The organism is Sinomonas susongensis, from assembly GCF_005877005.1.
In the GTDB taxonomy this organism is placed as follows: domain Bacteria; phylum Actinomycetota; class Actinomycetes; order Actinomycetales; family Micrococcaceae; genus Sinomonas; species Sinomonas susongensis.
This window is the reverse complement of sequence record NZ_SSNH01000002.1, coordinates 422,421-434,996: the sequence shown is the minus strand read 5'-3', so window position 1 is coordinate 434,996 and position 12,576 is coordinate 422,421. Positions and strand designations below refer to the sequence as shown.

Here is a 12,576-nt window from a genome sequence, read left to right as displayed (position 1 = left end):
AGCTCAAGACATCCGCGATGATCGCCTCCTTCGCGGACCCCGGGCAGCGGACGACGCCGGCCCCGTTCGGACATGCGCTCGCCGAACTCGCGGGTCAGGACGAGCGGATCGTCGGCCTCACAGCGGACCTCGGCAAGTACACCGACCTCCACATCTTCGGGGAACAGTACCCGGACCGGTACTTCCAGATGGGCATGGCGGAGCAGCTTCTGTTCGGCGCCGCGGCCGGCATGGCGCAGGCCGGGCTGGTCCCGTTCGCCACGACCTACTCCGTGTTCGCGGCTCGGCGCGCGTACGACTTCATCTGCCTGGACATCGCGGAGCCCGAGCTCAACGTCAACATCGTCGGAGGCCTCCCGGGGCTCACAACGGGCTACGGACCGAGCCACCAGGCGACCGAGGACGTCGCGATCTTCCGCGGCATGCCCAACCTGACGATCGTCGACCCCTGCGACGCCGTCGACATCGCCCAGGCCGTGCCGCAGCTCGCTGCCGCCGAGGGACCCACGTATCTCCGGCTCCTCCGCGGCAAGGTCCCGTCTGTCCTCGACGAGTACGACTACCGCTTCGAGCTCGGCAAGGCGAAGGTCCTGCGCGGCGGCCGCGACGTCGTGCTCGTCTCCTCGGGACTCATGACGATGCGCGCGCTCCAGGCTGCGGAAGCTCTCGCCGCCCACCACGTGGACGCCGCCGTAGTCCACACGCCTACGCTCAAGCCGTTCGACGAGGAGACCGTGCTCCGGGAACTCGCGGGCGACCGTCTCGCGTTGACGCTCGAGAACCACACCGTCGTCGGCGGCCTCTTCGAAACTGTCGCGTCCGCCCTCGTCCGCAGGGGGCAATCGGGCCGCGTCGTGCCGATCGGACTGCCTGACCGGTTCCTCGACGCCGGTGCCCTGCCGACCCTCCACGAAAGGTACGGGCTGTCGAAGGAACGCATCGTCGGGCGCGTCCTGGCCGAGCTCGGGTAGGTTCGGCGCGCCTGTCACGAGTGTGGCTCGGGTTCCGCTGCGCCTATGATGACAGTTGACAATGCCGCCGTCAGGCGGCAGCAATCCAAGGAGTCCGCATGGCCGCCACCGTCGCACTGCTGGGGCTGGAGAAGACAAGCCTGCGCGAGCAGGCCGTGGTGGCGCTGCGCCGCGCCATCACCTCCGGCGAGCTCGAGCCCGGCCGCCACCTCGTCGAGACCGAGCTGTCCGAACGCCTCGGAATCAGCCGGGGAACGCTCCGCGAGGCGCTCCGCCAGCTCCAGCAGGAGGGCCTCGTCTCCGCGGGGCCGCGCGGGCGGCTCAGCGTCCGGCACCTGGACTCGAAGGAGATCCGCGACATCTTCTCCGTCCGCGCTGCGCTGGAGGCCCTCGCCGCCCAGTCGCTCATCGACCAGCCGCGCCGGGCGCGGATCGTGGGCGAACTTCGCGCGGCCGTCGAGGCCATGGAGGACGCCGCGGACCGCGGCCTCGAGGACCGCATCGAGGCCGATCTCGACTTCCACCGGCTCCTGTGCAGCCTCACGGGAAACGAGACGCTCCTCCACTCGTGGGAGTCCCTCGAGGGATCCATTCGCATGTCCATCATGTTCGCCGGTTCCGACCGCGCCACCCAGAACATGGGCATCGACCGGCATCGCATGATCGTCAACGCCATCGAGTCCGGCGATGCGGCGCTCGCCCGCGAGACGATCCTCGACCACATGGACGGCGCAGCCGACACCCTCGTCAGCTGAGATGTCCGAGAAGCGCCTGAAAGAGGAGTAACCTGCGCCGTTGGGGGATTCTACGGTGAAGGGAGGCAGCGGCATGGCCTACGACGCCAGTCGCTTCAGGAATTACTTCGAGCACGAGTTCACTTACGAGGCTGGTTTCCGCCGCAACGTGCGGCGGTACCGCTCGCGCCCGGCGTTCTTCGACCCCGTATCGGGGACGGAGCTCGACTACGGCCAGCTCGCGGCTGAAGTGGACAAGACGGCGCTCGCGCTTGCCGAGCGAGGCGTCGGTCCTGGCGACCGCGTGGTCTACCAGCTGTTCAACGGGCTCGAATTCGTCCTCCTGTACCTCGCAACCCAGCGGCTCGGCGCCGTCAGCGTGCCCATCAACTTCCGGCTTGCGCCCGGTGAGATCGCGCACATCCTGCGCGACAGCGAGCCCGTCGTCTTCGTGTTCGACCGCGAAGTGTCCGCGAATGTGGGCCGCGCGCTCGCCCAGGCTGGCCTTGCGCCGCGGCTGCTCTCGGTCGGAGGGCCGCAGGCAGGCGCGGACGACGGCGAGGAGCTCGCGGGGGCCGAGGACTTCGCCCGTGCGCGCGAGGCAGCGAGCGGCGAGCTCCCCGAGCGCGACTCCGCGACGACGACCGTCTACGACGAGACCACCCGCCTCTACACCTCGGGGACCACGGGCATGCCCAAGGGCGTCTCGCTCCCGTCGCTCGTGGAGGTGATGTCCGCCCACGACGTCATCATGCACTTCCCGCTCACGCCCTACGACCGGACGCTCAACATGACCCCGTGGTTCCACCGAGGGGGCCTCTATTCCGGAGGCCCGAACCCCGTCTTCTATGTCGGCGGGAGCGTCGTGCCCATGCGCGCTTTCAACCCCGGGACGGCCCTCGACTGGGTCGCGGAGCACGGCATCACGTTCCTCATCGGCGCGCCCACCACGCTCGAGATGCTTGCTGACGAGCAGGAGCGCAGCCCGCGCGACCTGGGTCCCCTCCGCGGGATCGTGACGATGGGCGCCCCCCTCGACAAGGCCGCCGCGCTGCGGTACCAGCGCACGCTGACGCCGCGCATCTTCAACGGCTACGGCACCACGGAGACATTCTGGAACACGTTCCTCCGTCCGGAGGACCTGCCCGAGCACGCGGGGACGGCCGGAAGGGCATCGACGGACGACGACGTCGCCGTCGTCAAGATCTTCGCCGACCGGCGCGGGCGGCCCGACGAGCACGTCGCGCACGACAACACCGAGCAGGGCGAGGTCATCATGCGCTCGGCGAAGTCAGGGTTCAGCTACGCGAACCTGCCGGGGATCAACGAGGAGAAGTTCCACGACGGCTGGTTCTACACCGGCGATCTCGCGGTGTGGGACGAGAGCGAGTTCGTGACGATCCTCGGCCGCAAGGACGACATGATCATCTCGGGCGGTGAGAACGTGCACCCCGTCCAGGTCGAGGAGGTGCTCGCCGCGCATCCCGGGGTGAAGGACGCCGTCGTCGTCGGGCTTCCCGACGATCGCTGGGGCCAGAGGGTCGTCGCGTACGTGGTGCGCCGGGACGAGGAGCTCACTGCCGCCCAGCTCGAGGAGTGGTGCGTCGGCGACGACGGGCTCGCCAACTACAAGCGGCCGCGCGCCTACCGCTTCATCGATGAGCTGCCCATGACCGCCACGGGAAAGAAGATCCACTACGTCCTCGCCCAGCAGGCCGAGAAGGATCACGCGCGCGGACTCTTCGAAGAGCCCGTGCGGGGCTGAACTGTCCAACCCGGCGCCATAGGCTGGGCCGGCGCTGGGGGCTGAGCAGGCGTGTCGACGTCGTCGTCCCCGCCCAGCCCCGAGCACTCGACGGCCTCGGCGCGGTGTGCCCTCAAGTAGGGCCCCGCGCCGGTGTCGCCCTCGAGGCCTTGCAGGAGGCCGGGCCAGTGCGCGCTGCCGATGAGCACCGGGTGGCCCGGCGTGCCCCCGTAGACAGCGCGCCGCAACGACGAAGGCCCGACGCCGGTGCCCGTCACGCGCTCGAGGGCTTCGGGCGCGAGGCGGGGCAGGTCGACGAGGGTCACTAGCGCGGCGGCGGGGCGCCGGTCCGCCAGCGGCTGCCCGTCCGGCTGCCGCTCGAGCACCTGCAAGGCAGCTCTGAGGGAGGCCCCAACTCCTTCGGCCCAACGGGTCGCAACGACCGGCCTGACGCGGCGATCGGAGGTCGGAAGCAGGGCCAGGGCCCGCTCCGCCTCGGCGCCCAGAACGACGAGAACCGGATCGCAGCCCGCCTCGAGCAGCAGCCTCACGCCGCGCTCAAGCCAGCCCCCGGCGTCGGGAGTCGCGGCCAGCGCCTTCGGGCCACCGAAGCGCCGCCCGGCGCCTGCGGCCAGCAGCACCCCGGCCAGGGCAGGGGTTGGGGCGGCGGGGGACGCACCGGCAGGGGTTGGGGGATCGGCAGGATCGGCCATCCTTCAGTCGTACCCGAGGTCGACGTCGGGGTTCGGCTCCTCGTCCTCACCGTCCAGCTCCAGGAGCCGGTGCGGGCTGCGAAGGGGATCGACCTCGTCGAGGATCTCGGGATTGTCGGACGATCCTTCCTCAGCGGCCTGACTGTCGCGGCCGTCGAGCGGCTCGGTGAGATCGTCGTCCTCGGAGTTTCCGTAGTCGACATCGTGGGTCATGGCGCACTCCTCTCTTCGGCGGTCCTCCACGCGTGCACGGGGGTTCAGCCGGCGTCGAAGCGCTCGTCGTCCCGTTCGTCGTCGTCTCGGTCGTTGCCGGAGCCGTCGGGGATCGCGGAGACGTCCGCGGCCCGAGGGCTGGGCGTGCCGAGCACGTCTGCCTCGCTGGCAACCCGCTCCGTCCGCTCGGTGCTCATCGCTCCTCCTGCCCTTCGTGCTGTGTTTTTGCGCGGGGGAAGACCCCTCACTACCACGGTAGGCCTGTCCGGGCACGGGCGGCAGAGGCTGCGATCTCGAGCTAGGAACCCGACCAGCGGTACTCCTTCTCGGGCCGGCCGGGAGTCCCGTAGCGCGCGGACCGGCTGAGGACGCCGGCGTCCGCGAGGTGCTCGAGGTAGCGGCGGGCGGTCACGCGGGAGACGCCAACTGCCTCCATGACCTCGGCGGCAGAGACGGCGGCACCGCGATCCCGGACGAAGGCGCGGATCGCGTCGAGGGTATCGGGGGAGAGGCCTTTGGGCAGGGGGGTCCCCACCGGTGTCCGCAGCGCGGCGAGCGCCTGGTCGACCGCGTCCTGGGAGGTGGTCCCCTCCGAACGGGAGAGGGACTCGCGGAACTCGCGGTAGTGCTCGAGCCGCTCTGCGAAGGCCGCGAACGTGAACGGCTTGATGAGGTACTGGACGACGCCTGCCGAGATCGCCCGCCGGACCACGGGGAGCTCTCGCACGGCGGTGATCGCGAGGATGTCCGGGTGGTGTCCCGCCGACCGCAGTCTGCGCGCGACGTCGAGCCCGTGCAGGTCGGGCAGGTTCATGTCCAGCAGCACGAGGTCCGCCGGGGTTCCCGCCGCCGCGAGCTGGCCCGCGAGCCTGAGGGCGGACGCGCCGTCGTGCGCCGTGCCCACGTGGGTGAAGCCGTCAATCCGCCCGATGTAGGCGGCGTGGGCATCTGCTGCGATCGGCTCGTCCTCGACGACGAGCACACGGAGATCGGTCATCCGGTGGTCGGTCGTTCGGTGGTCAATCATCCGATGGTCGGTCATTCGGCGCTCCGCCCGGGCGTTGACTCGCCCTGCTTCCCGTTCCCTGCTGCATTCCGCGCGGCGTTCGGCACGGGGACTGACCGGGTGGGGACTGAACGGGTGGGGACCGAGCGGGCGGGGATCGTCACGGTGAAGACGGCACCCCGGGTCCCCGCGACGGCGAGGGTTCCGCCGAGAGCCTCGGCGGAGCGGCGCACGAGCGCGAGGCCGAGGCCGCGCCCCGCCGTCCCGTGGGGCTTTGTCGAGTAGCCGAACTGAAGGATCCGCTCGCGCTCCTCATTCGGCACACCTGTTCCGGAGTCCGAGACCTCGATGAGCACGTTCCCATCTTCCTCGTGGAGCTCGAGCGCGACCCAACGGGGAGGTTCGGCGGCCGCCGCGGCGTCGATCGCGTTGTCCAGCAGGTTCCCCACGATCGTGACGAGGTGCTGCGGCTCGAGGCCGGCCTCCGCGAGGCTCCCGGTCGCTTCGGCGTCGAGCCGCACGCCCCGCTCGTGCGCCTGCGCTGCCTTGCCCATGACGAGCGCGGCGAGGACCGGTTCCTGGACGGAGACGACGAGCTCGTTCGCGAGCGACTGGCTCAGCGAGAGGTCCTCGGTCGCGAACTCAAGGGCCTGCCGGGTGCGGCCCAGCTCGAGGAGGGAGACGATCGTGTGGAGGCGGTTCGCGTGCTCGTGGGTCTGGCTCCGGAGGGCGTCGGAGAGCGTGCGCATGGTCGCGAGCTCCGAGCCGAGGGCCTCGATCTCCGTCTGGTCCCGGAGAGTCGCGACGGAGCCCAGCCTGCGGGTCCGCCGTCCGTCGGGAGCCGTGGCCGGTTCCTGGTTGACCACGAGCACGCGGTCCTTCGTGAGATGGATCTCGTCGCGTGCCGTCCGTCCGCTCGCCAGGAGCTCGCGGAGGCTCTCGGGCAGGTCGACGTCGGCCAGCAGGGGAGGACGCCCGGCGGTCTCGGCGGACGGGAGGCCGAGCAGCTCGGAAGCCTGGTCGTTGCGGATCACGAGCCGTCCGCGTGGATCGACCATGACGACTCCCTCGCGGACCGAGTGCAGCACCGACTCGTAGTAGGCGAACAGCTGGCCCAGCTGCTCGATGCCGTAGCCGTGGGTGGCGGCGGAGAGGCGCCGCTCGAGGAGCGCGGCGCCGACAGAGCCCAGGAGGAGGACGACGACGGCGACCCCCAGGAGGGCTGGGAGCCTCGAGGCGAGTGCGACGTCGAGGTTCGTCACGGTCACGCCCGCGGCGACCATGCCGATGACGCGCCCGGACCCCGGCTCTTTGATCGGCACGATCGTGCGCACCGACGGGCCAAGGGTGCCCGTGTACGTCTCCGTGAAGGAGCGACCCGCGAGCGCCTGAGCGGTCGAACCGAGGTATTTCCCCCCGATCTCGGCCGGATTGGGGTGGGTCCAGCGGGTCGCGTCGGGGGCCATGATCGTGATGAAGTCGAGGTGCGCGTCGGAGATGACCTGTTCCGCGTACGGCTGGAGCGCGGGCGTCGGGCTGGTCCGCGGGGCAGCGAGCGCGGCGCTGACGACGCCGGGGCTGTCCGCGATCGCCTCGGCCACGGCGAGGGTCCGGTTCCCGGCCGCCTGGTGCAGCTGGTCCCGTGCATCGATGTAGAAGGCCGTGCCGATGAAGGCCGTGAAGAGGACGACGGCGACGACGAGCAGGAGGAAAAGCCCCCGCGCGAGGCTCAACTGCCGCATCGCGCTCCCTTTCCGCTTGTCCCTCTGGTCCCCTCTTCGCTGTTGGTCCTTCGTTCACCTGTGACCAATATGAACGCAAAGGCGACCCTGCTCACACTCTACGGGAAGGTGGTATGGCCGCGGTCACAGGGACGCGGCCCCACTCGAGGAAGAGGATTCATGGCAACCGTGCCACTGACGCCGGCGACGCAGCCGGCGAAGAAGAAGGCCGACCGCACCCAGTGGCTCTACATCGCCGTCATCGTCGCAGTGGTGCTCGGAGTCGTCGTCGGCCTCATGTTCCCAGGCAAGGACGGCTTCGCAGCGGATCTCAAGCCGCTCGGGGACGCGTTCGTCAACCTGATCAAGATGATGATCGCCCCGGTCATCTTCTGCACCATCGTGCTCGGGATCGGCTCGATCGCGAAGGCCACTACCGTCGGCAAGGTCGGCGGCCTCGCGCTCGTCTACTTCATGGTGATGAGCACCTTCGCGCTCGCCATAGGGCTCGTGGTCGGGAACCTCATCCACCCCGGCTCCGGGCTCAACCTCAAGGACGCGACGTACAAGGCGCCCGCTGCCTCGGGGACGTCGGACTTCCTGCTCGGGATCATCCCCAACACGCTGGTCTCCGCGCTCACGTCGGGCCAGGTCCTCCAGACGCTCTTCGTCGCGCTCCTCGTCGGCTTCGCACTCCAGCGCATGGGCAAAGCCGGCGCAATGCTCCTCGAGTTCATCCGCCAGGCGCAGGTGCTCGTCTTCCGCATCCTCGTCATGATCATGTGGGCCGCCCCGATCGGCGCCTTCGGCGCGATTGCCGCCGTCGTCGGGACCACAGGCTGGAAGGCCGTCCTCAGCCTCCTCACCCTCATGGTCGCCTTCTACATCACGTGCATCCTGTTCGTCGTCGTCATCCTCGGCACGCTCCTGCGCGTCGTCGGCCGCGTCAACATCTTCAAGCTCATGAAGTACCTTGCGCGGGAGTACCTCATCATCGTCTCGACATCCTCCTCCGAGGCCGCGCTGCCACGTCTCATCGCCAAGATGGAGCACCTCGGCGTGTCGAAGCCGGTAGTGGGAGTGACGGTCCCGACCGGCTACTCGTTCAACCTCGACGGGACGGCGATCTACCTCACCATGGCCTCGCTGTTCATCTCCTCGGCGATGGGCCAGCCCATGAACCTCGGCGAGCAGATCGCGCTCCTCGTCTTCATGGTCATCGCGTCGAAGGGAGCGGCGGGGGTGAGCGGCGCAGGGCTCGCGACGCTCGCGGGCGGCCTCCAGTCGCACGCACCGCAGCTCGTCGGAGGCGTGTCCTTCATCGTCGGCATCGACCGCTTCATGTCAGAGGCCCGTGCCCTGACGAACTTCACCGGAAACGCGGTCGCAACCGTCCTGATGGGCGTGTGGACGCGCGAGATCGACCGTCCCCGCGTCGGCGAGGTCCTCTCCGGGCGCCTTCCATTCGACGAGACCACGATGCTCGCCGACCACGACGCGGCCGGCTCTGAGGCGGGCAGCTCCGGGCCGGGCAGCTCTGGGGCGGGCAGCTCTGGGGCGGGCGGCGCGGCGGCCCCGTCCGAGACGGACCTCAAGGAACCGGCCCGCGCCTGATCCACCCCGTCCTGGGCCATCCCGTCCAGGGCCATCCCGTCCAGGGCCATCCCAATGGATGGAGGGAGGCCGCCTTCCCGCGGCCTCCCTCCATCCATTGGTCCAACGTTTAGGCTCTACTTGAGGCTCAAGGCTCATTCACGGGGATGTGTCAAGGTCCGCCGTCTGCGTTTCGCGCGCGTGTAGGGTTGTGACTCAAGGAAGCCGAAGGCAGCGATTCGAAAGTGTGGATGGATACGTGAGCACAGAGCAGAGCTCGGCGACTCTGGACGGCATCACCGAAGACCTCACCGACGTCGTCCTCGGCCCCACGGGCCGGCCCGAACGCGAATATCCCGTGCCGGCTCCGCTCGAGTCGCACGGGCCCTCCCGGATCATCGCGATGGTCAACCAGAAGGGTGGCGTCGGCAAGACGACGTCGGCGATCAACCTCGCCGCCGCGCTCGCCGAATACGGCCGCCGAGTGCTGATCGTGGACTTCGATCCCCAAGGAGCGGCGTCGGCCGGGCTCGGGACGAACCCGCATGAGCTGGACCTCACCGTCTACAACGTCATGATGGACCGGCACGTCGACATCCGCGACGCGATCCGCAAGACCGAGATCGAGAACCTCGACCTCCTTCCGGCGAACATCGACCTCTCCGCGGCCGAGGTGCAGCTCGTCACGGAGGTGGCCCGAGAGCAGGTTCTCGCGAGCGCACTCCGGAAGGTCCGGGACGACTACGACCTCGTCCTCATCGACTGCCAGCCCTCGCTCGGCCTGCTGACCGTCAACGCCCTCTCGGCGGCGGACGGAGTCATCATCCCCCTCATCTGCGAGTTCTTCGCGCTGCGTGCCGTAGCCCTCCTCGTGGAGACCATCGAGAAGGTCCAGGACCGGCTCAACCCGCGGCTCGTCGTCGACGGCGTCCTCGCCACGATGTACGACTCCCGGACCCTCCACAGCCGCGAGGTGCTCGCGCGGCTCATCGAGGCCTTCGGAGACAAGGTCTTCGACTCCGTCATCAAGCGCACCATCAAGTTCGCCGATGCCACGGTCGCGGCCGAGCCGATCACCCGCTACGCCACGAACCACGCCGGCGCGGAGGCGTACCGGCGGCTCGCGCGTGAGCTTGTGGCCCGCGGTGGAGCACCCTAGCGAGCCGATCGCCGGCGAGCCCGCGTCCGGGTTCGAAGTCCGGCTGGACAACTTCACCGGTCCCTTCGACGCCCTCCTGGGGCTGATCGCCAAGCGCCGCCTCGACATCACCGAGGTGGCGCTCGCAACTGTCACGGACGACTTCATCGCGTACATCCGCGCGATGAAGGACCGGGGCGAGGAATGGGCCCTCGACGAGGCGAGCGAGTTCCTCGTCATCGCGGCCACGCTGCTCGACCTCAAGGCGGCTCGGCTCCTGCCGCAGGGCGAGGTCGAGGACGAGGAGGACGTGGCCCGGCTCGAGGCCCGCGACCTCCTCTTCGCGCGGCTCCTCCAGTACAAGGCGTTCAAGGAGATCGCCGCGCTCTTCGGCGAGACGCTCGAGGCCGAAGGCCGGCGCTTCCCGCGGACCGTGGGCCTCGAGCCTGCGTTCGCCGCGCTTCTGCCCGAACTCGTGTGGCAGCACACGCCGGAGCAGTTCACGGCGCTCGCGGCCAAGGCGTTCGTGCCCAAGGAGGCCCCGCCCTCGGAGGTAGGCCTCGCACACCTCCACGCCCCCGCCGTGAGTGTGCGAGAACAGGCCGCCCTCCTGGGCGAGCGCTTGCGGTCGGGGGGCCCGCAGAGTTTCAGGGCCCTCACAGCCGACGCCGACTCCCGCCTCATGGTCGTGGCCCGGTTCCTCGCGCTGCTCGAGATGTTCCGCGACCGGGCGGTCGCCTTCGAGCAGGCGGCGCCGCTCGCGGAGCTCAGAGTGCGCTGGACGGCGGGGGAGGACTGGGGCGCGGACCGCTTGAGCGAGGAGTACGACGATGCCGGCCAGCCAGATGCCGAAGGGCCAAATGCCGGCCAACCAGATGCCGACGGGCCCGATGCCGACGAGCCAGATGCCGACGAGGCAGGGGAGAAGCAGCATGCAGGGTAATCGGAACGCGGCCGCACTCGAGGCCGTGCTCATGGTCGTGGACGAGCCGGTGAGCGCCGTGGATCTCGCGGCCACGCTCGAGCTGCCGCAGCCCGAGGTCGAGGACCTCCTCACCCGCCTCGCGGCCGAATACGATGCCGAGGGGCGGGGGTTCGAGCTCCGTTCTGTGGCGGGCGGATGGCGGTTCTACTCGCGGCCCGACTACGCCGAGATCGTCTCGCGCTATGTGCTCGAGGGCCAGACGGCCCGGCTCACGCAGGCCGCGCTCGAGACGCTCGCCGTCATCGCGTATCGCCAGCCGGTCGCTCGGTCTCGCGTCGCGGCGATCCGTGGAGTCAACGTGGACTCCGTCGTGCGCACCCTTGTTACCCGCGGCCTCATCGAGGAGGCCGGCACGGACCCGGAGTCGGGCGCGATCCTGTACCAGACGACGTCGTACTTCCTCGAGCGGCTCGGGATCGGCTCGGTTTCCGAACTCCCGCAGATTTCGCCCCACCTGCCGGGGCTCGACGAGCTGGCCTCGATCGAACTGGAGCGATGAGGCGACGCTCCCGCCTCATGTTCCGGCTTCCCCACTTTCGGAAAACCTGGGGAGGCTGGCGCGGGCGATGGGGAGCGGTGAGGGGAGACCTGAGTCACCCGTGACCCAAGCGGGAGCCCACTATCCGGTATCGTAGATGCGGGCTGTATGCCCCGCCCGCAGCATAGCGGGCACGAGATTCTCCTTTTCAACATACTTGAGGCCGGGTCATGACACAGGCGGGACGCCAGGGTTCACCACGCAACAGGGGGCAACGCCCCACCCCGAAGAACAGCGCAGCTCAGAGGAGCAGCGCAAAGAGCGATTCGGGTTCATTCGGTTCTCGCGGGAACTCCGCCCGGGGCGGCGCCAAGGGCGCCCCGAAGGGTTCTCAGCGCAAGCGCGGCGAGCGGCCGCAGCCGAAGGGAACGGGCGCAGCCCCGTTCGCCAACGAGCGCTTCGGGCGCAACCTCGGGGCCGTCCAGCGGACCGAACGGAAGTCCCCGACTCCGCTTCCCCAGCACAGGCCGCGGACGCGCGCCGAGATGAACGACGAGGGCGTGCGCCTTCAGAAGGTCATGGCGAACGCGGGCGTGGCCTCGCGGCGCGTATGCGAGGAGCTCATCGAGCAGGGCCGCGTCGAGGTCAACGGCCAGATCGTCACGGAGCTCGGCAGCCGGGTCAACCCCGAGACGGACGTGATCCACGTGGACGGCGTGCGTGTCCAGACCAACGAGCACCTCGTCTACATGGCGTTCAACAAGCCGCGCGGCGTCGTGTCCACCATGGACGATCCGGAAGGACGTCCGTGCATCTCCGACTACCTCCGCGCGGGCACGCCTGAGCGGCTCTTCCACGTCGGCCGGCTCGACACCAACACCGAGGGGCTCCTGCTCCTCACGAACGACGGCGAGCTCGCGAACCGCCTCTCGCACCCGTCGTACGAGGTGCCCAAGACGTACGTCGTGCAGGTGCGCGGCCCGATGCCCCACGGCGTCGGCGCCCAGCTCCGGCGGGGGATCGAACTCGAGGACGGCCTCGCGAAGGTCGATTCCTTCAAGCTCGTCGACTCGACTCCGGGCTTCGTGCTCGTCGAGGTCGTGCTGCACTCGGGCAAGAACCGGATCGTCCGCCGCATGTTCGACGCGGTCGGCTTCCCGGTCCAGCGGCTCGTGCGCGCGAAGATCGGACCGATCGGCCTCGGAGACCAGAAGCAGGGCACCGTCCGGAAGCTCGGCAAGCAGGAAGTGGGGCATCTCATGGCGGCTGTGGGGCTCTAG

At 69.5% G+C, this 12,576-nt stretch carries 13 protein-coding genes; 8 read left to right on the top strand and 5 right to left on the bottom strand.

The features are described 5' to 3' along the window. The first annotated feature begins 17 nt into the window (after positions 1–17). The 3 genes from E6A21_RS05100 (at position 18) to E6A21_RS05090 (ending at position 3,470) form a co-directional block, all read left to right on the top strand. Entirely contained in the window at positions 18–971 is a 954-nt protein-coding gene (locus E6A21_RS05100) for a transketolase family protein (protein ID WP_246036212.1), read from the top strand. A 98-nt stretch (positions 972–1,069) separates the two neighbouring features. Continuing rightward, a complete protein-coding gene (locus E6A21_RS05095; RefSeq protein WP_138443038.1) occupies positions 1,070–1,726 on the top strand; it encodes a GntR family transcriptional regulator in 657 nt (218 codons plus the stop codon). A gap of 73 nt (positions 1,727–1,799) precedes the next feature. Next, positions 1,800–3,470: a class I adenylate-forming enzyme family protein gene (locus tag E6A21_RS05090; RefSeq protein ID WP_138443037.1), complete on the top strand. Its 1,671-nt coding sequence runs from the start codon at positions 1,800–1,802 to the stop codon at positions 3,468–3,470. Here E6A21_RS05090 and E6A21_RS05085 read toward each other — a convergent pair. The 5 genes from E6A21_RS05085 to E6A21_RS05070 form a co-directional block, all read right to left on the bottom strand. Then, positions 3,431–4,162 (bottom strand): nucleotidyltransferase family protein, encoded by a 732-nt coding sequence (locus E6A21_RS05085; RefSeq protein ID WP_138443036.1) that lies wholly within the window; start codon positions 4,160–4,162, stop codon positions 3,431–3,433. The two genes, E6A21_RS05090 and E6A21_RS05085, sit on opposite strands and share 40 nt — an antisense overlap. 3 nt (positions 4,163–4,165) lie before the next feature. Next, entirely contained in the window at positions 4,166–4,375 is a 210-nt protein-coding gene (locus E6A21_RS05080) for a hypothetical protein (protein WP_138443035.1), read from the bottom strand. A gap of 44 nt (positions 4,376–4,419) precedes the next feature. Further along, entirely contained in the window at positions 4,420–4,572 is a 153-nt protein-coding gene (locus E6A21_RS17755) for a hypothetical protein (protein ID WP_171041265.1), read from the bottom strand. A 101-nt stretch (positions 4,573–4,673) separates the two neighbouring features. Beyond that, positions 4,674–5,372 (bottom strand): response regulator, encoded by a 699-nt coding sequence (locus E6A21_RS05075; RefSeq protein ID WP_138443034.1) that lies wholly within the window; start codon positions 5,370–5,372, stop codon positions 4,674–4,676. Positions 5,373–5,413: 41 nt separating this feature from the next. Then, positions 5,414–7,123 (bottom strand): sensor histidine kinase, encoded by a 1,710-nt coding sequence (locus E6A21_RS05070; protein WP_138443033.1) that lies wholly within the window; start codon positions 7,121–7,123, stop codon positions 5,414–5,416. A gap of 159 nt (positions 7,124–7,282) precedes the next feature. On the opposite strand from E6A21_RS05070, the gene E6A21_RS05065 reads away from it, so the two are divergent. The 5 genes from E6A21_RS05065 (at position 7,283) to E6A21_RS05045 (ending at position 12,576) form a co-directional block, all read left to right on the top strand. After that, the gene (locus E6A21_RS05065) at positions 7,283–8,716 is read left to right on the top strand and encodes a cation:dicarboxylate symporter family transporter (protein ID WP_138443032.1); all 1,434 of its coding nucleotides are present in this window, start codon (positions 7,283–7,285) and stop codon (positions 8,714–8,716) included. A 238-nt stretch (positions 8,717–8,954) separates the two neighbouring features. Continuing rightward, the gene (locus E6A21_RS05060) at positions 8,955–9,854 is read left to right on the top strand and encodes a ParA family protein (protein ID WP_138443031.1); all 900 of its coding nucleotides are present in this window, start codon (positions 8,955–8,957) and stop codon (positions 9,852–9,854) included. Then, positions 9,841–10,776 carry a segregation and condensation protein A gene (locus E6A21_RS05055; protein WP_246036201.1) on the top strand — a complete coding sequence of 312 codons (936 nt, stop codon included), beginning with the start codon at positions 9,841–9,843 and terminating at the stop codon, positions 10,774–10,776. Before E6A21_RS05060 ends, E6A21_RS05055 begins: the two co-directional genes overlap by 14 nt. Beyond that, positions 10,766–11,317 carry an SMC-Scp complex subunit ScpB gene (gene scpB / locus E6A21_RS05050; protein WP_246036200.1) on the top strand — a complete coding sequence of 184 codons (552 nt, stop codon included), beginning with the start codon at positions 10,766–10,768 and terminating at the stop codon, positions 11,315–11,317. Before E6A21_RS05055 ends, scpB begins: the two co-directional genes overlap by 11 nt. 209 nt (positions 11,318–11,526) lie before the next feature. Continuing rightward, positions 11,527–12,576 (top strand): pseudouridine synthase, encoded by a 1,050-nt coding sequence (locus E6A21_RS05045; protein ID WP_138443029.1) that lies wholly within the window; start codon positions 11,527–11,529, stop codon positions 12,574–12,576.